The 21,812-nt window shown below is 65.1% G+C and carries 20 protein-coding genes; 10 read left to right on the forward strand and 10 right to left on the reverse strand.

Annotated elements, in window-relative coordinates; translation table 11 throughout:
• The first annotated feature begins 37 nt into the window (after positions 1–37).
• Positions 38–574: a 16S rRNA (guanine(966)-N(2))-methyltransferase RsmD gene (gene rsmD / locus AC3WJD_RS10885; protein WP_492746648.1), complete on the forward strand. Its 537-nt coding sequence runs from the start codon at positions 38–40 to the stop codon at positions 572–574.
• Between the two features lie 96 nt (positions 575–670).
• Positions 671–1,618 carry a DMT family transporter gene (locus tag AC3WJD_RS10890; protein ID WP_492746649.1) on the forward strand — a complete coding sequence of 316 codons (948 nt, stop codon included), beginning with the start codon at positions 671–673 and terminating at the stop codon, positions 1,616–1,618.
• Here AC3WJD_RS10890 and AC3WJD_RS10895 read toward each other — a convergent pair.
• The 3 genes from AC3WJD_RS10895 to rhtA all read right to left on the reverse strand — a co-directional run bounded on the left by AC3WJD_RS10895 (position 1,578) and on the right by rhtA (position 4,203).
• Positions 1,578–2,855 carry an MFS transporter gene (locus tag AC3WJD_RS10895; protein WP_492746651.1) on the reverse strand — a complete coding sequence of 426 codons (1,278 nt, stop codon included), beginning with the start codon at positions 2,853–2,855 and terminating at the stop codon, positions 1,578–1,580. The genes AC3WJD_RS10890 and AC3WJD_RS10895 overlap by 41 nt on opposite strands.
• A 33-nt stretch (positions 2,856–2,888) precedes the next feature.
• Positions 2,889–3,209 carry a DMT family transporter gene (locus tag AC3WJD_RS10900; RefSeq protein ID WP_492746652.1) on the reverse strand — a complete coding sequence of 107 codons (321 nt, stop codon included), beginning with the start codon at positions 3,207–3,209 and terminating at the stop codon, positions 2,889–2,891.
• Between the two features lie 109 nt (positions 3,210–3,318).
• On the reverse strand, positions 3,319–4,203 hold the full coding sequence (rhtA, locus tag AC3WJD_RS10905) for a threonine/homoserine exporter RhtA (protein WP_492746653.1): 885 nt from the start codon (positions 4,201–4,203) through the stop codon (positions 3,319–3,321).
• A gap of 56 nt (positions 4,204–4,259) precedes the next feature.
• Here rhtA and AC3WJD_RS10910 point away from each other — a divergent pair, with 56 nt between their 5' ends.
• Together AC3WJD_RS10910 and AC3WJD_RS10915 are read left to right on the forward strand one after the other, a co-directional pair.
• The gene (locus tag AC3WJD_RS10910) at positions 4,260–4,817 is read left to right on the forward strand and encodes a helix-turn-helix domain-containing protein (RefSeq protein WP_492746654.1); all 558 of its coding nucleotides are present in this window, start codon (positions 4,260–4,262) and stop codon (positions 4,815–4,817) included.
• A 43-nt stretch (positions 4,818–4,860) separates the two neighbouring features.
• The gene (locus tag AC3WJD_RS10915; RefSeq protein ID WP_492746656.1) at positions 4,861–7,134 is read left to right on the forward strand and encodes an ATP-dependent helicase; all 2,274 of its coding nucleotides are present in this window, start codon (positions 4,861–4,863) and stop codon (positions 7,132–7,134) included.
• A 55-nt stretch (positions 7,135–7,189) separates the two neighbouring features.
• Here the strand turns inward: AC3WJD_RS10915 and AC3WJD_RS10920 are convergent, their stop codons facing one another.
• A complete protein-coding gene (locus tag AC3WJD_RS10920) occupies positions 7,190–8,905 on the reverse strand; it encodes an FkbM family methyltransferase (RefSeq protein WP_492746709.1) in 1,716 nt (571 codons plus the stop codon).
• On the opposite strand from AC3WJD_RS10920, the gene AC3WJD_RS10925 reads away from it, so the two are divergent.
• The 3 genes from AC3WJD_RS10925 to AC3WJD_RS10935 all read left to right on the forward strand — a co-directional run bounded on the left by AC3WJD_RS10925 (position 8,894) and on the right by AC3WJD_RS10935 (position 10,462).
• Complete coding sequence (locus AC3WJD_RS10925; protein ID WP_492746711.1) at positions 8,894–9,283, forward strand: hypothetical protein; 390 nt, start codon at positions 8,894–8,896, stop codon at positions 9,281–9,283. The genes AC3WJD_RS10920 and AC3WJD_RS10925 overlap by 12 nt on opposite strands.
• A 159-nt stretch (positions 9,284–9,442) precedes the next feature.
• The gene (locus AC3WJD_RS10930) at positions 9,443–10,081 is read left to right on the forward strand and encodes a L,D-transpeptidase family protein (protein WP_492746657.1); all 639 of its coding nucleotides are present in this window, start codon (positions 9,443–9,445) and stop codon (positions 10,079–10,081) included.
• 42 nt (positions 10,082–10,123) lie between these two features.
• Complete coding sequence (locus AC3WJD_RS10935; RefSeq protein WP_492746658.1) at positions 10,124–10,462, forward strand: hypothetical protein; 339 nt, start codon at positions 10,124–10,126, stop codon at positions 10,460–10,462.
• Between the two features lie 117 nt (positions 10,463–10,579).
• On the opposite strand, the gene AC3WJD_RS10940 is transcribed toward AC3WJD_RS10935, so the two are convergent.
• Positions 10,580–12,253 (reverse strand): DUF885 domain-containing protein, encoded by a 1,674-nt coding sequence (locus AC3WJD_RS10940; RefSeq protein WP_492746710.1) that lies wholly within the window; start codon positions 12,251–12,253, stop codon positions 10,580–10,582.
• 225 nt (positions 12,254–12,478) lie between these two features.
• Between AC3WJD_RS10940 and AC3WJD_RS10945 the strand changes: the two genes are divergently transcribed.
• From AC3WJD_RS10945 to AC3WJD_RS10955, 3 genes are read left to right on the forward strand one after another with little or no spacing between them, the layout of a single operon-like run.
• The gene (locus tag AC3WJD_RS10945) at positions 12,479–13,762 is read left to right on the forward strand and encodes an MFS transporter (RefSeq protein ID WP_492746659.1); all 1,284 of its coding nucleotides are present in this window, start codon (positions 12,479–12,481) and stop codon (positions 13,760–13,762) included.
• On the forward strand, positions 13,759–14,679 hold the full coding sequence (gene cysK / locus AC3WJD_RS10950; protein ID WP_492746660.1) for a cysteine synthase A: 921 nt from the start codon (positions 13,759–13,761) through the stop codon (positions 14,677–14,679). Before AC3WJD_RS10945 ends, cysK begins: the two co-directional genes overlap by 4 nt.
• Positions 14,680–14,701: 22 nt before the next feature.
• A complete protein-coding gene (locus AC3WJD_RS10955) occupies positions 14,702–16,051 on the forward strand; it encodes a cell wall hydrolase (protein ID WP_492746661.1) in 1,350 nt (449 codons plus the stop codon).
• On the opposite strand, the gene AC3WJD_RS10960 is transcribed toward AC3WJD_RS10955, so the two are convergent.
• The 5 genes from AC3WJD_RS10960 to AC3WJD_RS10980 form a co-directional block, all read right to left on the reverse strand.
• Complete coding sequence (locus AC3WJD_RS10960; protein WP_492746662.1) at positions 16,026–17,510, reverse strand: phospholipase D-like domain-containing protein; 1,485 nt, start codon at positions 17,508–17,510, stop codon at positions 16,026–16,028. The two genes, AC3WJD_RS10955 and AC3WJD_RS10960, sit on opposite strands and share 26 nt — an antisense overlap.
• Before the next feature lie 65 nt (positions 17,511–17,575).
• Positions 17,576–19,024, reverse strand: a complete 1,449-nt coding sequence (locus AC3WJD_RS10965) for a PH domain-containing protein (RefSeq protein ID WP_492746663.1) — start codon at positions 19,022–19,024, stop codon at positions 17,576–17,578.
• Positions 19,021–19,482 carry a PH domain-containing protein gene (locus tag AC3WJD_RS10970; protein ID WP_492746664.1) on the reverse strand — a complete coding sequence of 154 codons (462 nt, stop codon included), beginning with the start codon at positions 19,480–19,482 and terminating at the stop codon, positions 19,021–19,023. Before AC3WJD_RS10970 ends, AC3WJD_RS10965 begins: the two co-directional genes overlap by 4 nt.
• A 30-nt stretch (positions 19,483–19,512) precedes the next feature.
• Complete coding sequence (locus AC3WJD_RS10975) at positions 19,513–21,312, reverse strand: acyl-CoA dehydrogenase C-terminal domain-containing protein (RefSeq protein ID WP_492746665.1); 1,800 nt, start codon at positions 21,310–21,312, stop codon at positions 19,513–19,515.
• A gap of 31 nt (positions 21,313–21,343) precedes the next feature.
• Positions 21,344–21,802 (reverse strand): MerR family transcriptional regulator, encoded by a 459-nt coding sequence (locus AC3WJD_RS10980; protein ID WP_492746667.1) that lies wholly within the window; start codon positions 21,800–21,802, stop codon positions 21,344–21,346.
• Positions 21,803–21,812 lie beyond the last annotated feature (10 nt).

A 21,812-nucleotide genomic window follows, 5' to 3' on the forward strand; every position in this document is an offset into this window, starting at 1 on the left:
CACCCCAACCCCTCCCCTGAAGGGGAAGGGCTAACCAGTGCGCATAATCGCGGGCGAATGGCGCGGCCGCGCGCTGCGCGCGCCCGACGGAAAGGGCACGCGCCCTACCAGCGACCGTGCGCGCGAAGCGCTGTTCTCGATGCTGGCAAGTCGCCTCGGCAGCTTCGAGGGATTGCGCGTCGCGGATCTCTTCGCGGGCACGGGCGCGCTCGGACTGGAGGCGCTGTCGCGCGGTGCGGCGCACTGCACCTTTGTCGAGAATGACCGCGGCGCGCTCGCTGCGCTCAAGGCCAATGTCGAGGCGCTCGGCGCTGCGCCCCGCACCGACATCCGCGCCCAGTCCGCGCTCGCCACGCCAGGCGGCCCGTTCGACCTCGTGATGCTCGACCCGCCTTATGGCATGGGGCTCGGCCAGCAGGCACTCGCCGCGCTCGCCCAGCGCAAGGGCTTCAACACGGGCTGTCTTGTCAGCATCGAGACCGCCCGCGACGAGTCGATCGATGTGCCGGGCCTCGCGGCCGAGACCGAACGCACCTACGGCAAGGCCAAGCTTGTCCTGCTCCGCGCGCTTTGAGCGCAAGCGCCGGGACGCGCATCCATAGGGTGCGCTTATGATCGACGCACTACAATTAGTGGGCGTCAGCCACCGATCAATTCTATTGAGGACGGCATGAGCACGATGATCCAGCAGCGCATGGGGCCCCGCGAATGGCTCGTCTTCGGCGTGCTCTCGATCGTCTGGGGCTGCTCCTTCTTCTTCATCGAGATTTCGCTGCGCAGCTTCCCGCCCTTCACGCTCGTGCTGCTGCGCGCGAGCATCTCGGCGGCCGCGCTGCTCGTGATCCTCGGCCTCACCGGGCGCAACCTGCCCGCATCGCCGCGTATCTGGCTGGCGTTCCTGCTGCTCGGTGCGCTCAACATTGCGACGCCGTTCGTGCTTGTCGCCTGGGGGCAAACGCATATCCCGATCGGGCTTGCCTCGATCCTCAACGCCACCACCCCGCTTTGGGGTGTCGTCGTCGCGCACGCGTTTACCGCCGACGAAAGGGCGACGCCGGGCAAGATCACGGGCGTGCTCGCGGGCATCGCGGGTGTTGCGGTGATGATGGGCAGCGATGCGCTCGCCGGGTTGGGCGACAATCTGCTCGCCCAACTGGCCTGCGTGGCGGCAGCGCTCTCCTACGCGCTCGCAGGCGTCTATGGCCGTCGCTTCAAGGCGATGGGCGTTGCGCCGATCGAGGTCGCCGCGGGCCAGCTTGTCGCCGCCGCCGCGATCATGTTCCCGATCGCGATGATCTTCGATGCGCCCTGGCGGCTGCCCATGCCGCTGTTCGAGTCGATCGCGGCCATGACGGGGCTGACGCTGATCTCGACCGCCTTCGCCTATATCCTTTATTTCCGGCTGATCGAGAAGGCGGGCGCGACCAACGCGCTGCTCGTCACCTTCGTCATCCCCATCCCCGCGATCCTGCTCGGCACCTTCCTGCTCGGCGAAACGCTCGAGCCGAAGCATTATGCGGGTATGGCGCTGATCGGGGTCGGGCTTGCCGCGATCGACGGCCGCCCGCTCTCCTGGCTCATGCGCGGTCGCGCATCGAGAGCAGCGCCACAAGGCTGACGCTCGACCCCGCGGCCAGATAGACGCCGACCCAGACTAGACCATGATCCTGGGCGAGCCACTGCGCCGCCACCGGGGTCAGCGCGCCGCCCAATATACCCGCGACGTTGAACGCCATCGACACGCCCGTATAACGCACACGCGCCGGGAACAGGCTCGGCAGCCACGCGCCGAGCGGGCCATAGACCAGCCCCATCACGACAAGCGCGAAGCTCATGCCCGCAAAGATCATCGTCAGCGACCCGGACTGGAGCGCCACCGGCAGCACCAGCCCCGCGATAACCGCCGCGACACTGCCCCAGAGCAGCGTATCGCGCGCGCTGAACCGATCCGAAAGCCAGCCCGAGGCCGCGATGCTGAAACCCATGAAGAAGATCGCGAGGATCTGGAGGCCCAGGAACACCTGACGGTCTATCCCAAGCGTCGTCGTCGCATAGCCGAGCGCAAAGGCGGTCGCGAGATAATAGACCGCAAAGCAGACGATCGCACCGCAGGTGCCACCCAGCGTCGCGCGCCAGTGATCGCGCAGCATCTCGGCAAAGGGCACCGCGGGCGGCGGTGCTTCTTCCATCGCCGCGGCGAAGGCGGGGGTTTCGGTGAGCTTCAAGCGCACCCACAGCCCGACGCCGACCAGCAGGATGCTGCCGAGAAAGGGAATGCGCCAACCCCAGGCCATGAACTCGTCCTGGCTCAGCGTCATCCCAAGGATCAGGAACAGCCCGTTCGCGGCAATGAAGCCGACAGGTGCGCCCAATTGCGGCACCATGCCGTATCGTCCGCGCCAGCCCGCAGGCGCGTTCTCGACCGCGAGCAGCGCGGCGCCGCCCCATTCGCCGCCCAGCCCGAAACCCTGCCCGAAGCGCAGGATGCAGAGCAGCAGTGGCGCGACCCAGCCGATCTGGGCATAGGTCGGCAGGAACGCGATCAACAGGGTCGATCCGCCCATCAGCAGCAGCGAAGCGACCAGCGTCGACTTGCGCCCGATCCGGTCGCCGAAATGCCCGAAGACGCTGGCGCCCAAAGGCCGCGCGACAAAGGCGACGCCAAGGCTGGCATAGGCCGCAAGCAGCTGCGCCGAGGCTGATTCCGAAGGGAAGAACAGCGGCCCGAATACCAGCGCCGCCGCGGTCGCGTAGATGTAGAAATCGTAGAATTCGACCGAGGTGCCGACGAGGCTGGCGATCAATATGCGGCGATTGGACAGCGGGCCCGCCACCGCGTTCATCGTCGTCGCCATCGTGCCGAATCCCCCGCTATCTCCGTTTGCGCATCATCCCTGCGCGAAAACCTTGGTGCCGACAACGCCCAGCACGATCATCGCCATGAATCCGATCTGCACCGCAGAGACGCGCTCGCCGAACAGGATGATGCCGCCGATGATGACGCCCACCGCGCCCAGCCCGGTCCACACCGCATAGGCGGTACCCGCCGAGATACCCTTCATCGCGAGCGAGAGCAGCCACATGTTGAGGAAGGACAGCGCGATCGGCACCGCCGCGGCAGCGAATGTCTGCTGCACCTGCGCCCATTTGAGGCTCAACGCCCAGATGATTTCGGTGACGACGGCAAATGCAAGGATGACCCATGCCATGGAACGAGCCTTAAATTTGCGGGCTCGTTCAATGCGACGCAGCCGGAAACCCGAAAGAGGCGGCGTCACGCGTCGATCTATGGGCGCCTGGGTGTCGAGTCAATGTGGCTCAATCGACCGCAGGTGCGGGCTCCTCCTGCTCGATCGTGAGCGCGGCGCCGAGCGAGGCGACGATCACTGCGCTGATCGCGGCCCATTGCAGCACGGTAAGCTGTTCGCCCAGCAGCACCAGTCCGGAAAGCGCGCCGATCGCGGGCTCGACGCTCATCAGCGTGCCGAACACGCGCGCAGGCAGCCGGGTCAGCGCGGTCATCTCGAGCGTGTAGGGCAGCGCGGTCGACAGCACCGCCACGCCGATCGCCATCGGGATCACCGCCGGATTCAGCAGCGCCTCCCCTGCATCCGCCACGCCGATCGGCACGATCAGCGCCGCCGCCACCAGCGATCCCCAGGCAACCGAGCTTGTCCCGTGATAGCCGCCGGCTTTCTGCCCGAAGATGATGTAGAGCGCCCAGCACGCACCGGCACCAAGTGCATAGCCCGCGCCCACCGGATCGATGCCGCTCACGCTCTGCCCGAGCGGCAGCAGGAGCAACAGTCCCGCGATGGCCAGCGCGACCCAGAGGAAATCGATCGGCCGGCGCGATCCCAGTACGGCGACCGCAAGCGGTCCGGTGAACTCCAGCGCCACCGCGATCCCGAGCGGCACGGTTCGCAGCGCGAGGTAGAACAGGAAATTCATGCACCCCAACGCCGCGCCGTAGAGCAGGATCGGCCGCCATCCGTCCCGCCCTGGCGGCGTCCGCCACGGCCGCAGCGCGACCATCAGGATCACCGCGCCGAAGAACAATCGAAGCGCAGTCGTCCCCGGTGCGCCGACGATGGGGAACAGCCCTTTGGCGATCGATGCGCCTATCTGGATCGAGATCATCGCAACGATCACGAGCAGAATCGGCCAGATCACGCCTTGTTTGAGCGTGGCAGCGCGGCTCACATCTTGTCTCCGTCCCGAATGTGCAGCATAGTGCACTGATCCATATGAGCACTATATTGCACAGTCAAGACCGTCCCAAGGTTCTCGAGCATGTCGCGGGTAATGTCCGCGCGCTCCGCCAGCAGCGCGGGATGAGCCAGGAAGCGCTCGCCGTGGCATCGGGGGTCAGCCGGCGCATGATCATCAATATCGAGACGGGCGACGCCAATGTCAGCCTCGCGACGCTCGACCGGCTCGCCGAGGCCATGGGGCTGCGCTTCTCCGATCTCGTCCAGGCGCCCGCCCTGCCCGACCCCGCGCGGATCGAGGCCGTCGCCTGGGCGGGCGAGGATCCGCGCAGTCAGGGCATATTATTGTCCAGCTTCGCGGCGGCCGCCGAGGTTGAGGTCTGGCGCTGGTCGCTCGCTCCGGGAGAAACCTACCATCCTGTCGTCCATGACGCGGCATGGACCGAAACCGTCTATGTCCTTGACGGCACGCTGACGATCCTGTGGGACGATGCAGAGCGCACCATCACCGCGGGGGATTTCCACGCCTATAACTGCGAACGCACGCGGCGCTATCGCAACGATGGCGAAGGCGTTCTGCGCCTGATCCGCACCATAGCGCACTAAACCGGCATTGCCCTCGGGCGCCTTGTTCCCTAACTGTTCGCAGATGAGTCTCCCCGCGTCGCCCGTTCCCGAACCGCCCTATCTTCAGGGGCTCAACGCGCCTCAGCGCGAGGCGGTGCTGACCACCGAGGGCCCCGTTCTGGTTCTTGCGGGCGCCGGAACGGGCAAGACCGCGGCGCTCACCGCACGGCTGGCGCACCTGATCTATACGCGCAAGGCCTGGCCATCGGAGATCCTTGCGGTCACCTTCACCAACAAGGCCGCGCGCGAGATGAAGGAGCGCGTCGGCCGCATCGTCGGCGAAGCGGTGGAAGGCATGCCATGGCTCGGCACCTTCCATGCGATCGGCGCGAAGATGTTGCGCCGCCATGCCGAGCTGGTCGGGCTGCACAGCAATTTCACCATCCTCGACACCGACGATCAGTTGCGGCTGATGAAGCAGCTCATCCAGGCGGCCGACCTTGACGAGAAGCGCTGGCCTGGGCGCCAGTTGGGCGGCCTCATCGACAACTGGAAGAACAAGGGGCTTACCCCCGCCGATCTCGACGCGGGCGAGAGTGAGCTCTTCGCCAATGGCCGCGGCAAGGAACTCTACGCCGCCTATCAGGAACGGCTGCGCGCCTTGAACGCCTGCGACTTCGGCGACCTGCTGCTCCATATGCTGACCATCCTCAAGCGCCATCGCGATGTGCTCGAACAGTATCAGCAGCGCTTCAAATATATCCTGGTCGACGAATATCAGGACACCAACTCGGTCCAGTATCTCTGGTTGCGCCTGCTCGCCCAGACCCGCAAGAACATCTGCTGCGTTGGCGACGACGACCAGTCGATCTATTCCTGGCGTGGCGCGCAGGTCGAGAATATCCTGAAGTTCGAGAAGGACTTCCCGGGGGCTGCTATCATCCGGCTTGAACAGAATTACCGTTCCACTCCCCATATCCTCGCCGCCGCTTCCGGCGTGATCGCCAACAATGGCGAACGGCTCGGCAAGGAGCTGTGGACCGAGGCCGATGTCGGCGAGAAGGTCCAGGTGCTCGGCGTCTGGGACGGCCCCGAAGAGGCGCGCCGCGTCGGCGACGAGATCGAGGCGCACCAGCGCGGCGGCGGATCATTGAACGACACCGCGATCCTCGTCCGCGCGCAGCACCAGACGCGCGAGTTCGAAGACCGCTTCATCGCTATCGGCCTGCCCTATCGGATCGTCGGCGGCTTCCGCTTCTACGAGCGGCAGGAGATCCGCGACGCACTCGCCTATCTCCGCATCGTCCACCAGCCCGCCGACGACCTTGCCTTCGAACGCATCGTCAACGTCCCAAAGCGGGGGCTGGGTGACAAGGCGCTCGCCAAGATCCACCAGCTGGCGCGTATCGAGCAGATCCCGCTGACGCTCGCCGCCGCACGTATCCTCGACACCGATGAGTTGACCCCGCAGGCGCGCCGCGCGCTTGGTGGCTTCATCGGCGACGTCGCGCGCTGGCGCGACATGGCGAACGACCTTCCCCATCCTGAGCTTGCACGCCAGCTGCTCGATGAGAGCGGCTACACCGCGATGTGGCAGGCCGAGAAGTCGGCCGAGGCAGCGGGACGGCTGGAGAACCTCAACGAGCTCGTCCGCGCGATGGAGGAGTATGAGACGCTCGGCGCCTTCCTCGAGCATGTCAGCCTCGTCATGGACAATGACGCCGCGGCCGAGGATGAGAAGGTCACGATCATGACGATCCACGCCGCCAAGGGGCTCGAGTTCGACACGGTCTTCCTCGCGGGCTGGGAGGAAGGGCTCTTCCCCTCACAGCGTTCGCTCGACGAGGGCGGCAATGCGAGCCTCGAGGAGGAACGCCGCCTCGCCTATGTCGCGATCACGCGGGCGCGTCAGAAATGCGTCATCCTCCACGCCGCCAACCGCCGCATCTATGGCCAGTGGACCAGTTCGATCCCCTCGCGCTTCGTCGCCGAGCTTCCGCCCGAGCATATCGAGAGCGAAAGCAGCATGGCGGGCGGCGAAAGCCTGTGGCGCGCCAACTGGTCCGAACGCGCCGATCCCTTCCACACCGTCGGGCGCGGCACAGGCCGAGGCCCCGGATGGCTGCGCGCGGCCGGGGGCAACTTTTCGTCCACGCCCCAGCGCGTGATGGAGGCGCGCGCCAGCGCGGTCAGCCTCGGCAACAAGGGACGCAGTGACCTGAATGTCGGGATGCGCGTCTTCCACCAGAAGTTCGGCTATGGCGAAATCGCAGAGATCGAGGGCAACAAGCTCGAAATCGACTTCGATCAGTCGGGACGCAAACGTGTGATGGACAGCTTCGTCTCGATCGCGTGATCCCGCTGGTGGCAGCGCGCCATCACGATCTCAATCAACAAACGCGCGTCGAAGGCTATCGACCGAAATGGCTGTCGTGAACGAGATCCTGCTCGCCAACGGATCGTCCGCCGGTCATCGCTTCGGTTGCAGCCGCCTCCCATCGGGTGACTATTGCGTCGGTCGCGAAGCGAGCTGCGGACTGACGCGCGGCCTTGCCCAGCACATCACGTCGCTGTGGATCCCCCATCAAGTCCACAAGTGCCGCAGCAAGCGCTGCTATGTCGCCAGGGGGAACAAGAATGCCATTGACACCGTCGTCGATCATCTCGGCCGGCCCCCACGGGCAATCAAAGGCGACCGAGGCTATTCCGCTTGCCATGGCTTCGTGCAACACATTGCCCCATCCCTCGTAGCGCGACGACAGGACGAACAGGTCGGTGCTGAATAGCCAACCGCCGGGGACGCTGGACAAGCCCGGAAAGCGGACATGGTCGCCAATCCCGAGTGACTGCGCAAGCTGCTCGAGCGTTTCCCGTTCAGGCCCGTCGCCCCAGATGACCAGTTCCCAGTCCGGGAAGGCGTGGACGATCTGTGCGTAGGCGCGCAACAGAAGATCAAAGCCCTTTTGCGGCACAAGCCGACCAACTGCGGTCAGGTTCAGCATGCCGCGAGCGCGTGCAGCGCGATGCTCGACCGGCAGGACCGGATTGGGGATGACCCATTGCCGTTGCCGCATTGCCCGCGGAAAATAGTCCATTGCCCCCTGTGTCATTGTGACCAGCCCGAATGCGCGACGGTAGAGTCGCGATCGAAGCGCGTGCCATACGCGACCGAAGTCTTGCTGTTCGGGATTATTTCGCTCCGAAACAATGACGGGTACGTCGCTATCGACACTCGCCAGCAATGCGAGAACATTGGTGCGCGTCAAAAAGCTGATCACGACATGTGGCGCGATCCCGCGCAATGCACGCCTCAGGCGCCAGGTGCGCGTGAAGCTCATTGGTAGCGCGCGCCACCAGCGCTGGGGTTGAGTGGGGATATCGAGTCGGATCAGATCGACCGCGTCCGGATAGGGATAAAATGACAGCGCATCCCGCTCGGCAAAGGTGATGACCGTTATCTGCCATCCGCGCTCGACAAGTGCATTGGCTATGATACTGACCACGCGCTCGGCACCGCCAGCGCCCAAACCGGGAAGCACAAAGGCGATATGGCCGCGTTGCGCTTTCGCGATGCGTTTTCCTGACGCAAGAGCTTGACCGCTGTCGCCCGCCCGGACGAACACTTCATCATAATGGGCGCCGCGGCTTCGCGTCGTCGTGGGGGCAAAGCCGAACTTGCCCAGAATGGCGTAGATGTCGTTGGGCGTCGAGCCATAGCGGGCGAGATTTCGACCGTCGATCTCGACGACCAGCCGGCGTGTTTCAGGCCTTTCGAGCAGCGGCGTCAGGCCCCGCAAGGCATGGAGCTCGTAGCCTTCGACATCGATCTTGATCAGCGTTGGGCGCTTGCCAAGCAACGCGCAGATTCCGGGAAAATCTTTCAGGTTGATTGCGGTTATCTCGGCAATTTCGGTACTTTCTTCGGTTGCGATGGAGTAGCGGCCGGTATGCCCGGGAGCCGAAATGTCGAGCTTCATCTGGTCGAAGCGCTCCGCCACCGCCATGTTGAGCGGCAAGACATTGCCCAGCCGGTTGAGGCTTAGATTGGATGTGAGCCTGGCGTAGGTGGCGAGGCACGGCTCAAATGCGACTACCAGTCCCGACCGGCCAACGCGATGCCCCGCCATGATCGTGAAAAGTCCGCAATTGGCACCCACGTCAACAAGGCAATCGCCCTCTTCGAGACGGCTGACCTCATCAGGCACGACATCGTCGTAGCGGCCGAGTACGCAGAGTTGATTGGTGCGGTCGGCCACGTCGAGCGCAAGCTTGACCCCGACATAGCGGGACGGAACCGGAACACCGCTCAGCACCCCGTCGAGGGGACGCAGCAATCGCCATTTTCCCCGAAAATCAGGCAGCCGATGAAGATAATAGGCCACCAGCGCGGCAAGGAAGTGGTCAACCGATCGCATAATTCCTGTTACTGCGTGCGCCCTTGGCTTCCGTATCGAACACCTCTTTTACAAGCGCGCGGCGGTGAATTGGGGTTCCTTCCGGGGTAATGATGAGCTTCATAGGGATAAGTGGCAGAAACTGGGACACCAGGCCCGCCGTTAAGATTTACCATGTCCGTCGTCCCGCCGCGGCACAGCGGGATTCAGCCTCTGGCGCAGCGCGCCCGCTCTGGTAAAGAAAGCGTAAATCTCTCAAGGGGCTGGGCAATGGCGGGCGGGCGCAACAAGGCATTTGCGGGGATGGGAGCAAAACTGCTGTTCGTCGCCGCGCCGATCGCGGGCGCGCTGTTTTTCACCGGTCTGCCGGCGCGCACGCTGGTTCCACCGCAGGGGCACCAGACGACGCCGGTCGCCGCTGCGCCCGCCGCCGCGCAATCGTCACGTGACTATGAGGTTAAAGGCATCCTCAAGCTCGACGGTCCACTCAAGCATGGCGACTATGCCTGGGACGACAAGGGCGTGCCGCAGGGTGATCTGCTGATCACCGTCGACCTCGCCGCGCAGACGCTCTCGGTGTTCCGCGCTGGCTACGAGATCGGCGTGGCGGTCATCCTCTACGGCGCCGACGACAAGCAGAGCCCGCTCGGCAGCTTCGCGATCTCGCAGAAGGACAAGGACCATGTGTCCAACCTCTACGACGCGCCCATGCCCTATATGCTGCGGCTGACCAATGACGGCGTCGCGATCCACGGCGCAGATGTCGCATGGGGCAAGGCGACGCATGGCTGCATCGGCGTTCCCAACGCGTTTGCCGCGCTACTCTTCGCGCAGGCGAAACTCGGCGATCGCGTGATTATCACCAACGGCAAGATGATGAAATTGGGCGGCGCGGTGCCCGTCGCCTGACGCGCGTCGAGAAACGTTCTGGCCGATTAGGGCTAGGCAGCGATGCTGCGCTGCCCCATATCGCCCACCATGCAAATCGTAGCCGCGTACGCCCAGCTGAAAAACCAGTTCGCCCTGTGGTCGAATCTTACCGATCCGATCTTGCATACCCATCTGGGAATGCTGGTCTTCGTCGCCGCCGCGGTGGTGCTGCGCAAACCGTTCCGTTCGCCCGTGCCATTGCTCGCGGTCGTGCTGATCGAGGCGCTCAACGAGTGCTTCGATCGCATCAACCACGGCTCCTGGCGCTGGCCCAATACGCTGAGCGACGTGGCCTTCACCCTGCTCTGGCCCGTGCTGATCTTCCTGCTCGCACGTGGACGCAAGCTGAAGGCAGGCTGAGCACGCCCCTTCCCTCCAGCGTCATGCCAGCGAAGGCTGGCATCTTCCGACGCGTTTTGTACGATCTGTTTGGCAGACCAGCATCGGGTTGACGTTGCAAGGGAATGCTGGCCGCCCTCAGAACACCGCCTGCGCCTCGCCGCCCAGCATCGCCTTGCGTACCAGCGGGATCGGCGGACCGCCATAGCTGAGGAACGCGTCATGGAACGCCTTCCACGCCTTGCGCCCGCCTTTGTCCGCCGCCCAGTCGTCACGCAGCTTGCGGATCATCAGCTTGCCCATGGTGTAGTTGAGATAGGCCGGATCATAGGTGCCCCGGGCCGCCTGCTGCCGCGCATTGCCCTCGTCCTGATAGCATTCGTTGACGAAGAGCTGGCGCGACTGGTCTTGCGTCATGCCCCTGGCGTGCAGCCCGATCGCCGAAATGAAGCGACAATTGCGCAGCAGCGCGTTGGAAAGCTGGCCGACATGCGTCTCGGGATCGCCCTCGCCCAGCCCCGCATCCCACATCATCTCCTCGGTATAATGCGCCCAGCCCTCGGCATAGGCATAGCCGACGAACACCTTGCCGAAGAGCGACTTGGCGCGGTTGGCATGGAGGAAGTTAAGGAAGTGGCCGGGCCACACCTCGTGCACCGAGGTGAAAAACAGGTCGCGCTGGCCCGGAATATATGCAGCCTGCACCTCCTTCGACCAGGCCGGATCGGGCGGCGAGATGTAATAGACCGAGGGGAGGCCTTTCTCATACGGCCCCGGAATGTCGATATAGGCCGAGTTCTGCCGGTTATAGGGCGGCGATTCCTCGACCAGCGCCTCTTCGGTACCGGGGATCGAGACGATGTCCTTGTCGATCAGGAACTGCTTGAGTGCCGGCAGTTGCTTGCGCGCGGCAACGACGGGGCCGCCCTCGGGCTTGTCAGCATTCATCTTGGCCATGCACGTCTGGATCGTCGCGCCCGGCGCATATTTGCCGCATGCGTCCTTGAGCGCCGCCTGGTTGCGCCTGAGGTCCGCCCAACCCACGCGCTCGAGCTCGGCGACGGGTACGTTGACGCCCTCGGTCTTGAGCACCATCCGCGCGAACCTGTCGGGCCCGAGCGCGAAATCCTGCGTCGCGGTGGCGCGCCCGCTTTCGATCCACACCGCGAGATCCTTCATCGCCTTTGACGCAGCGCCCGCGGCCTCGTCGAATTCCTTCTGCAGCGCCTCGTCCTTCACCTCGGCAAAGGCCGCTTTGGCGTCGCCAACATAATAATCGGCGAATCCCTGGAAGCCCGCCTTGCCATAATCGATGAAGCTCAGCGGCATCGGCGTCTTGAGGTTGGCGCGGATCTGCGCGGCGGCCGCGGGCACATTCTTCGCAAAGGCGATGAACGCCTTCATCCGCGTCGTCGCATCGGCATAGGGCCGTGCGATATAGACATTGGGATCGAGCCCGCCGCCGATGTAGAACTCGGGATTGCGGTGCGGCTGGTCGGCATCCTCGAGCCAGAACAATTCGCCCTCGGCGACCGATACCAGATAGTCGCGCTCGAAGGCCTGCTCCTTGCTCAGTTTGGAAGCGTCGAACGCTTTGGCGTCGGCGATCGCCTTTTTGAGATATTCGGCCTGCGCCTTCAGCCCGGCATCGCTCCAGTCGGGCAGCTTGCCGTCATATTCGTGCCGCCCCTGATAGACCGAGAAACTCGGGTTGAGCTTGAAATAGCCCTCCAGATAATTGCCGACAAACTGGCCCCATTCGCTTTTGTCCGCGGCCTCGGTGGCTGCGCTCTTGTTACTCTCTGGTGCCATGGAACAGCCCGCCAGTGCGAGCGAAACCGCGGAAACGGCAATTGCAAGTCGGGATAGCTTCACCAGCAACTCCTTGAATGTCTTGGATTGCGACTCGAACGGCGCGGATGCTTGCATTCGCCGCAAGCGCAAACCACCCGCTTTTCGACGAACGACATGCCCGTTTTCCGGCCCCAAAGTTTTGCTGCGCTTGAACTGCCGCATATTGCGGGCATAGAGGGCGCGATGGATCGGCCCGCGCACCCCTTCGCCTATCGCGACTTCACCTGTTATTTCGTGGCGCGGCTCACCTCGACGCTTGCGCAAATGGCGATGGTCATCGTCATCGGCTGGCAGGTCTATGACCTCGCGCGCACCGATCTGGGCATGACGCCAAGGGAAGCCGCCTTCCAGCTGGGGCTGATCGGCCTCGCACAATTCCTTCCGCTGCTGCTGCTCACGCTCGTCGTCGGCTGGATCGCCGATCGCGTCGACCGGCGCTGGATCGCGCGCGCGTCGGTCGCGCTCGAAGCGGGATGTGCGATCGCCCTCGGGCTGCTCACCTGGACGGGAACGATCAACCTCCCGGCGCTTTTCACCGTGGCCGCGCTGCTCGGCGTCGCGCGGGCCTTTGCCAGCCCCGCGCTGCAGGCACTCGCACCCAATCTCGTGCCGGTGGCGGTGCTCCCGACCGCGATCGCGATGAGTTCGCTTGCCTGGCAGTCGGGCTCGGTGCTCGGGCCCGCGGTTGGCGGCATCCTTTACGATATCGACGCGGTCATCCCCTATGCGTTCAGCGCCGCCCTGTTCTCGATCGCCTTTCTGGCCCTGCTGCTGATCCGCCCGGTGCCGCGCAGCGCGATCACCGGCCCCGCGCATCCCTGGGAACAGATGAAGGACGGGCTGCGCTATGTCCGCCAGAATCGCCTGGTCCTCGGCGCGATCTCGCTCGATCTCTTCGCGGTGCTGCTCGCGGGCATCACTGCGGTGCTGCCGATCTATGCCCGCGACATCCTGCATGTCGGCGCCGACGGCCTCGGCCAGCTGCGCGCCGCCCCCGCGGTCGGCGCGGTCGCGATGGCGCTCTGGTTCGCGTGGCGGCCGCTGCGCGAGAATGTCGGGATCAAGCTGCTCGTCGGCGTCGCGATCTTCGGCGGCGCGACCGCGGTCTTCGGCATTTCGCGCAGCCTGCCGCTGTCGCTCGCGATGCTCGTGCTGCTTGGCGCAGCGGACATGCTTTCGGTCTATGTCCGCCAGTCGCTGATCCAGCTCTATACGCCCGATGCGATGCGTGGACGCGTCGGCGCGGTCTCGACATTGTTCATTTCGGGCTCCAACGAGCTCGGCGAAGCACGCGCGGGTTTCCTCGCCGCGGTGATCGGTCCCACGACCGCGGTTGTCGCGGGCGGAATCGGTGCCATTATAGTATCGGGTCTTTGGGCGCGCTGGTTCCCCGAACTGCGCGCCGCGCGGACCTTTGACCCGCCTGCAACGCTGGAAGACATCCCACTCAAGGAGAAAGCGACATGAAAGCCGGATCAATCCTCGAGACCATCGGCAACACCCCGCATGTCCGCGTCAGCCGCCTGTTCAATGGCGCCGAGGTCTGGATCAAGTCCGAGCGCGCCAATCCGGGCGGATCGATCAAGGACCGCATCGCGCTGTCGATGATCGAGGCGGCCGAGGCCTCCGGCGACCTGAAGCCCGGCGGCGTGATCATCGAGCCGACCTCGGGCAATACCGGCGTCGGCCTCGCGATGGTCGCCGCGGTCAAGGGCTACAAGCTGATCCTCGTCATGCCCGAGAGCATGTCGCTCGAACGCCGCCGGCTGATGCTCGCCTATGGCGCGACCTTCGACCTGACCCCCAAGGAAAAGGGCATGAAAGGCGCGATTGAGCGCGCGACCGAGCTGATCGCCGAGACGCCCAATTCATGGATGCCGCAGCAGTTCGAAAACCCTGCGAACATCGATGTCCATGTGCGTACGACAGCTCAGGAAATTCTGGAAGATTTCAGGGATGCTCCGCTTGATGCGCTGATCACCGGTGTGGGCACCGGCGGGCATATCACAGGCTGCGCCGAGGTGCTCAAAAAGGCATGGCCCGACCTCAAGGTGTTCGCCGTCGAACCGACGCTGTCTCCGGTGATTTCGGGCGGCCAGCCCGGTCCGCACCCGATCCAGGGCATTGGCGCGGGCTTCATCCCCGCCAACCTCCATACCCAGACGATCGACGGCGTGATCCAGGTCGATCCCGCCGATGCCAAGGAGATGGCACGCCGCGCCGCACGCGAGGAAGGCATGCTCGTTGGCATCTCATCGGGTGCCACGCTCGCCGCGATCGCGCAGAAGCTCAAGGAACTGCCCGCGGGCAGCCGCGTTCTGGGCTTCAACTATGACACCGGCGAGCGCTATCTCTCGGTGCCCGATTTCCTTCCCGAAAGCTGAGGCGGGACGCGGGCGCCCCGCAATGTCGTCCTCTGCCTCTTCCGAGGGGAGCGGTCTGGCGGTGGACGCCGCTGCCCGTTCGCGGCGCAACCTGTTCATCGCGCTGTTGCTGCTCGGCCTTGTGGTCGCCGTCGCTGTGGCGACATGGATAGTGGCGGGAAACCAGTCGGTCCCAGTGGGATCGACCACTGCGGCGACCGAGGCGCCCATCCCTGCGGACGCGCCGCCGCCGCCGGCGGTCGAACCGCTGCAGATCCGCGAGCTTCCGCCTGAAAAAGCGGTTGCGATCAATGCGGGAGTCCCCTTTTCCAAGGCACCCAACCCGGCGGCCCGGCGCTTTCACTATGCCGCGGCCGCGCCCCCCGATCTGGAGCGCGCGATCGATTGTCTCGCCGCCGCTGGCTATTACGAGGCGGGCGATGACACCAAGGGCCAGCGCGCGGTCGATCAGGTCGTGATCAACCGCCTGCGCCACCCCGCTTTCCCCAAGACCGTCTGTGGCGTCGTCTTCCAAGGCTCCGAGCGCACGACGGGGTGCCAGTTCACGTTCACCTGCGACGGTGCGATGGCGCGCACGCCCTCGGCTGCCGCGTGGGAACGCGCACGCAAGGTTGCGAGGAGCGCACTCACGGGCAGCGTTTACCGCCCCGTCGGCCATGCCACGCATTATCACACCAACTGGGTGGTGCCCTATTGGAGCGCCAAGCTCGACAAGATCACCGCAGTGGACACGCACATCTTCTTCCGCTGGACGGGCTGGTGGGGCACACCCGCGGCGTTCCGCGGGCGCCCGTCAGGCAGCGAGCCCGGAATCGGGCTGCTCGCCCGGCTGGCGCCGTCACACAGCGGCGCAGTGCCCACCGAGGCGCAGCAGGCGTCGCTGGGCCTGGGTCTGATCGCGGCCAGCGAGCAGCGCGAAGCCGCCTTTCTCGCGCGCTTCGATCCAGCAGTCGTCGCACGCGCGGGCAAGCAGGTCGTCCGCGACGGTGACAGTTTCATCGTATTGCTCGACAGGCAATCGCCCGCCGACAACTATGCCGCCCTCGCGCTTTCGCTGTGCGCGGGCCGCGAATATTGCAAGGTGATGGGCTGGACCCAGCCCGCGATGACGCCGGGCCGATTCCCCGTCCCCGAATCGCTGCTCAAGGGCATGTCGTTCAGCTATCTGCGCAACCGCGGCGAGCAGTTCGCCAAGCCCCTATGGAACTGCGCAGAGTTCAAGCGCGCCGACACAAGCGAATGTATGAAGGCGCGCACGCCGACCGTTCCTGCCGATGCGGCAGCGGCTCCCAAGGTCGACCCCGTCACCCCCGCGTCGATCGTTGCCCCTGTGATCGTCCCCGAGGTCAAGACCGAGCCCCCCGCACGCTGAACTGGCCCCGCCACCGGCGGAACAGCCCGCGCTGGCTGATCGGCTCGAACATCTCGTCAGGGCTTTCGGGGTCGAGCAGCTCGTTCTCGGCGATGAAGTCCTCCACCGCGTCGGGCTGATCGAATTGGAGCAGCTCGAGCGTCTTGCGGTTGTGGCGCAGCGCCTCGATCGCCGCCACCAGCGAGCCCGTCTCCTCGAACTTCGCCGCCACCGCCTCCTCGGCAACATCGAGATGCTCGGCCATCAGCCGCGTCCGCAGCCGACGGATAGCCTCGCCCGCAGCGCCATTGGCGGCGACTGTGGTGTCGATTGCGAGGTCACATTCGCTGTCGAGGCCGAGCGAGCGGTTGTTGAGATTCGACGATCCGATCCGCAGAACGCGATCGTCGACGATCATCACCTTGGCGTGGACATAGATGTCGCCACCCTTGGCCGTTTTGGGCGTGTAGATCCGAAAGCGATTGTGCGTATCGATCCGGCCGATTGCCTGCCCGAGCTTTACCCGCGCGCCATCCATCGCCTTCTGCTCGAGCCAGCCCTCGCCCGTCAGCGGCATGACCAGTACGATTTCGGGCGGATTTGCCTCACGCATCCTCCTCGCGATCGCCGCGCCGACCTTGCCCGATGTCAGATACTGGTTCTCGGCATAGATGAAGTGCTCGGCGCGCGCGATCATGTCGAGATAGAGTGCCTCGATCTCCCCGATCGCCTTATCATCCTCATATTCGGCACGCGTCCGCGCGATCGCTATGTCGACATCGGTGAAATCTGGCACGAGTTCATCGGGCCAAATGTCGTGGACGGGCTCCACGGGCGCAAGCGCGCGTCCGGTAGCGCGCTCCCATCGCTTGCGCCCGAGTTCGCCGAGCGCTTTTGCGGCCTCGCCGTCGACCACCATCGTCACGTCGTGCCAGGGGCCATAGAGCTGTCCGCCGGGGCGCGTGCGGCGCGGGTCGTCGTCCCTGTGCTCATTTGTGTCCCAGCGGTCGCGCGTCATGTCGATCCCGCCACAGACAGCGAAACTTTCGTCTATCACCACGATCTTCTGATGGTGGCTGCATCCCGGCGGGTGCGCGTGATCGAGCTCGAAGGTGATCGGCTTCGTCATTGCCCAGCGGACGAGCGTGAAGACGGCGCGCCCGCGAAAGAACATCTTCAGCGCGCCGGTGTCCCATTTGAGGATATCGATCGCAATATCCGGCCGTGCCTTGGCGACATCGAGCAGGAAGCTGCCTAGCGTCTCCTGTTCGCGCGCACCGTCGTGGGGACGTTCGAGATGGATGCGCGGGTCGAAATCCCAGCCGATCAGCATGATCCGCCGCCGCGCCCTGAGCATGGCCTCGCGCGCGATGCGGAAATAGTCGCAGGCATCGACGATCACCGCGGCGCGATCCGCGCGCGCGATCTTCCAGCAGTTGCGTCCGGCAGCCACCACGGCTTCTGCTTCGCTGCGCGCCATATCACCCTGGTCCCGTTCGCTGGGCGTCAAACGCCCGTCACACGCTTTCGTGCCACAGGCGTAACTTATTTTCGCAGCCGCCGCGCGATTTCCTCATACAGCGCCAATGCGGGGCCCTGGCCCATATCCACGATCCTCGGATCGCTGACCGACGACGCACCCGCCGTGTCGACCAGCAGCGTCGACAGCCCCAGCAGACGTTGGAGCGGCGTCCGCAGGACTGTCACCGTCTGCGCGCTGCGCACGGGCACGATCCACAGCTTGCGGTCCCACCAGCCGCGCTGGACGAACAGCGTGTCGTCGGTCAGCGCATAACGGTGCGAACGGCGTTCGAGGATCGCGCTCCCGACTATGAGCGGAAGCGCGGCGAACCCCGCCAGAGCGAGCGGAACGAAGATCGCGGCAACGCCTATGGCCAGCGTCGGCAGCGCGATGCTCGCCGCGGCCGCCTTCAGGACATGCCGCCGCGACACGCGCTGCAACACGGTGTCGAGCGGCAATCGCAAGCCATTGCCCGCGGCGAGGATGGGGATGATCTCCTGATCGCGGGCGAGCGGCGCGACACTCTGCTTGCCGCCACGCTCGCGGTCATGGCTCAGCGTCTGGAAGAGCAGCTCGGCATAGCCCCAGATCCGTCTGGGCGCGCCGCGCCTGACAAGCGCCAGCTGGATACGCCGCTTGGGAATGACGATCTCGGTGCGCGTGAACAGCCCGCGCTCGCGCCGCATTCCGGCGGGTTCCTCGGTGAGCCGGAACCCGTAATCGCGCGCCAGCGTCCGTACGATTCCGGTAACGACGCCGAGCAGCAAGGCGAGCAGAAGCACCGCCGCGATCATCCCAGGCGTGAAGCGCCCCTGCATCCGGTTCTCGGCGAAACCGATCCAGTGCCCCCAGTCGTCGAGGCGGAAGGGCAGGAAATTCTCGAAGGTCTGGAGCAGCGCGTAGAGGCCGGCAAGATAGAGCAGCGAGAAATTGAACACTCCCGAAAGCAGGACGCGCGGCACTCCCATGGCGAAGAGCACCGGTCCCGAGACGGCATCCGCCGCCTCGATGACTGGCGTCTCTGCCGCCCGGCGCGCGCGCAGCGCGATACGGAGCCGATCCGCCTCCGCTACGCTGAGGCTGTCGAGCGTCCCCTCGTCGCCGCCCGCGCCCCCGGTTTCAATACGCACCTTGGCGAGCCCCAGCAGCCGCTCGAGCGGCCCGCGCTCGATATCGACATCCTGGATGCGCTCGAAGGGGATGCTGCGCCGGTTGCGGCTCAACACGCCGCTCTCGATCACGATCTCGTGCACGCCAACCCCGTATCGAAAGCGCGTCCAGCCGATCCAGTTGAGCAGCAGCACCGCCACCCCCGCGATCGCCGCGACCGCGAGGAAATAGCCGATGCCTCCGTCCTTCAGATAGGTGGCCAGCGCGGGCAGGCCGAGCAGCGTCGAGGGCAGGTTCTTGAGGTAGCGCAGCCCGATCGAAAGCGGGTGGAGGTGCCGGTCGGCGATGGTGCCGTCGTTCACGCAAGATCCTGCCGGATATGCGCGCGGATCTCGTCGCGCAGCGCCTCGGCCGTGTCGCGAGAGAGACCGGGCAGCACGACCTCGCTGTTCGCGGTGCCGGCGGTGTGCAGCACCAGTCGCGCTACGCCGAAACTGCGCTCGACCGGGCCCTGCGACACGTCGATATGCTGGACGCGCCCGAAGGGCACCACGGTCTGCACTTCGACCAGCACGCCATGCTTCACGCGCAGCTCGCGATCGTCGGCGGCATAGCCCCAGGCGCGCCAGCGCCGCGCGGGGCTAAACAGCACCGGATAGATCAGCAATAGCGCCACGGGCGCCGCGACCGCCCCCATCGGTACCGGAAGGGCGGTCGAAAGCACCGCGTTGGCAGCCACCGCCAGCGCGAGCGTGACCGCGCCGAAGAGTGCGGCGCGGACGCGCATCACCGAAAGCTGGCCGGGTTCAAGTCCCGTCAATCCCGCCTCCCCTGTTGTCAGGGGAAAGGGTTAGGCGGCGAACAGCTCGGGTTCAAGTGCCATAAGGCTGTCCGCGCCCCCCTCGATCTTGCGGCGGAGTGCGCCCGCGTCGGGCATGATCCGCTCGGCAAAGAAGCGCGCGGTGACGAGCTTGGCCTCGTAGAACTTCGCGTCGCCCGTGCCCGCCTCGATCGCGGTCGCAGCGGCGCTCGCCATGCGCAGCCACATCAGCCCGATCGCGACGATTCCCATGATGTTCATATAGGGTGCCGCGGCCGCGCCGGCATTGTTGGGATTGGCCATCGCATTCTGCATCAGCCACATGGTCGCGGCCTGCAGCTCGCCATTGGCCTTCTCGAGCCGCTCCGCGAAATCCCGCAATTTCTCGTTGCCCTTGGCCGCCGCGACTTCCTGCCCGACCAGCGCGAAGAACGCCTGCACCGCGCGCCCGCCATTCTGCGCGAGCTTGCGGCCCACCAGATCCATCGCCTGAACGCCGTTGGTGCCCTCGTAGATCATCGAGATCCGGGCATCGCGAACATACTGCTCCATGCCCCATTCGCGGATATAGCCATGGCCGCCATAGACCTGCTGGCTGTTGGTCGCGATCTCGTAACCCTTGTCGGTGCCATAGCCCTTGATGACGGGGGTGAGCAGCGAGATCAGGTCATCGGCCGCCTGGCGTTCCTCCTCGGTCTGCGCCTTGTGGCTGAGGTCGACCTGCAGCGCCCCCCAGAGACAGAGCGCGCGCAGCCCCTCGGTCAGCGCCTTGCCCTCCATCAGCATGCGGCGGACATCGGGATGGACGAACAGCGTATCAGCCTTCTGGTCGGGATCGGCAGGACCGGTAAGCGCGCGCCCCTGGCGCCTGTCCTTCGCATATTGCACCGCGTTCTGGAAGGCGACCTCGCCCTGTGAAAGGCCCTGAAGCCCCACGCCGAGCCGCGCCGCGTTCATCATGATGAACATCGCGGCAAGGCCCTTATTCTCCTCGCCGACCATCCAGCCCGTCGCCCCGTCATAGTTCATGACGCAGGTCGAGTTGCCGTGGATGCCCATCTTCTCCTCGATCGAGCCGCAGGTGACCGCGTTGCGCTCGCCCAGCGAGCCGTCGCCGTTGACGAGGAACTTGGGCACGATGAAGAGCGAGATGCCCTTCACATTGTCGGGCGCGGTCGGGGTCTTGGCTAGGACGAGGTGGATGATGTTCTCGGTCAGGTCGTGCTCGCCCGACGAGATGAAGATCTTGGTGCCCGTCACCTTGTAGCTGCCGTCGCCCTGCGGCTCGGCCTTGGTGCGGATCATGCCCAGGTCAGTGCCGGCATGGGGCTCGGTCAGGTTCATCGTCCCGCCCCACTCACCCGAGATCATCTTGGGCGTGTATTTCTCCTTCTGCTCCTGCGATCCCTTGGCGAGAATCGCGGCGACCGCGCCCATGGTCAGGCCGTGATACATGGCGAACGCCATGTTGGAGCTGATCAGATATTCCTCGAACGCGGTCGAGATCACATGCGGCAGGTTCTGCCCGCCGAATTCCTCCGGAGCCGAAAGCGTCGTCCAGCCCGCCTCGATGAACTGGTCATAGGCTTGCTTGAAGCCCTTTGGCGTGGTCACCGAGCCATCGGCATGGCGCGTGCAGCCCTCCTCGTCACCGCTCTGGTTCAGCGGAAACAGCACTTGCGAAACGAACTTGCCGCCTTCGCTCAGCACCGCTTCGACGGTGTCGGGGGTCGCGTTCTCGAAGCCCGGCAGGTTGGAATAGCGGTCGAGACCGATCACCTCGTCGAGGATGAAGCGGGTGTCGCGCACGGGCGCGTTATAGATGGGCATTCAATGTCTCCGGTCCGGAACTGGGGGGTGTTCAGGCTTTGGCGGCCTTTTTGGCCGCAGGCTCGGCTTCGGCTTCCGCCTCGGCCTTCTCGACCATCGTGACAAAGCGCGTCAGCTCGTCGATCTGCGCGTCGATGTCGACGCGCTGCTGCTTGAGCAGCTCGATCCGCGCATTGCATTTCTCGATCGTCACGCGTCGCTGCACGTGGCGGCCATCGCCGACATCGTACAGGTCGATCATCTCGCGGATCTCGCCCAGGCTGAAGCCGACGCGCTTGGCGCGGAGGATCCAGGCAAGCCGCGCGCGATCGCGCTTGGTGTAGATCCGGGTCATCCCGCGCCGCATCGGCGCGATCAATCCCTCGTCCTCGTAAAAGCGCAGCGCCCGCGCGGTGACGTCGAACTCTTCCGAAAGATCCGAGATGCTATAGATATGGCGGTCGCGAACGTCCGGCATATCCAGCGTTGCATGAGTCGATTTATAAGCCATGAGCTGTAGC

It is taken from the genome of Sphingobium sp. FW306-1B-F04DB (assembly GCF_058781925.1).

Excerpts from the sequence above, each read along its gene's own strand:
- AC3WJD_RS10925 (WP_492746711.1), top strand. The coding sequence starts at position 8,894 with ATGCCCCGCCATGATCGTGAAAAGTCCGCAATTGGCACCCACGTCAAC.
- AC3WJD_RS10930 (WP_492746657.1), top strand. The coding sequence starts at position 9,443 with ATGGCGGGCGGGCGCAACAAGGCATTTGCGGGGATGGGAGCAAAACTG.
- AC3WJD_RS10945 (WP_492746659.1), top strand. The coding sequence starts at position 12,479 with ATGGATCGGCCCGCGCACCCCTTCGCCTATCGCGACTTCACCTGTTAT.
- AC3WJD_RS10920 (WP_492746709.1), bottom strand. The coding sequence starts at position 8,905 with ATGGCGGGGCATCGCGTTGGCCGGTCGGGACTGGTAGTCGCATTTGAG.
- AC3WJD_RS10960 (WP_492746662.1), bottom strand. The coding sequence starts at position 17,510 with ATGGCGCGCAGCGAAGCAGAAGCCGTGGTGGCTGCCGGACGCAACTGC.
- AC3WJD_RS10975 (WP_492746665.1), bottom strand. The coding sequence starts at position 21,312 with ATGCCCATCTATAACGCGCCCGTGCGCGACACCCGCTTCATCCTCGAC.
- AC3WJD_RS10900 (WP_492746652.1), bottom strand. The coding sequence starts at position 3,209 with ATGGCATGGGTCATCCTTGCATTTGCCGTCGTCACCGAAATCATCTGG.
- cysK (WP_492746660.1), top strand. The coding sequence starts at position 13,759 with ATGAAAGCCGGATCAATCCTCGAGACCATCGGCAACACCCCGCATGTC.
- AC3WJD_RS10890 (WP_492746649.1), top strand. The coding sequence starts at position 671 with ATGAGCACGATGATCCAGCAGCGCATGGGGCCCCGCGAATGGCTCGTC.
- AC3WJD_RS10955 (WP_492746661.1), top strand. The coding sequence starts at position 14,702 with ATGTCGTCCTCTGCCTCTTCCGAGGGGAGCGGTCTGGCGGTGGACGCC.
- AC3WJD_RS10915 (WP_492746656.1), top strand. The coding sequence starts at position 4,861 with ATGAGTCTCCCCGCGTCGCCCGTTCCCGAACCGCCCTATCTTCAGGGG.
- AC3WJD_RS10980 (WP_492746667.1), bottom strand. The coding sequence starts at position 21,802 with ATGGCTTATAAATCGACTCATGCAACGCTGGATATGCCGGACGTTCGC.
- AC3WJD_RS10935 (WP_492746658.1), top strand. The coding sequence starts at position 10,124 with ATGCTGCGCTGCCCCATATCGCCCACCATGCAAATCGTAGCCGCGTAC.
- AC3WJD_RS10895 (WP_492746651.1), bottom strand. The coding sequence starts at position 2,855 with ATGGCGACGACGATGAACGCGGTGGCGGGCCCGCTGTCCAATCGCCGC.
- AC3WJD_RS10940 (WP_492746710.1), bottom strand. The coding sequence starts at position 12,253 with ATGGCACCAGAGAGTAACAAGAGCGCAGCCACCGAGGCCGCGGACAAA.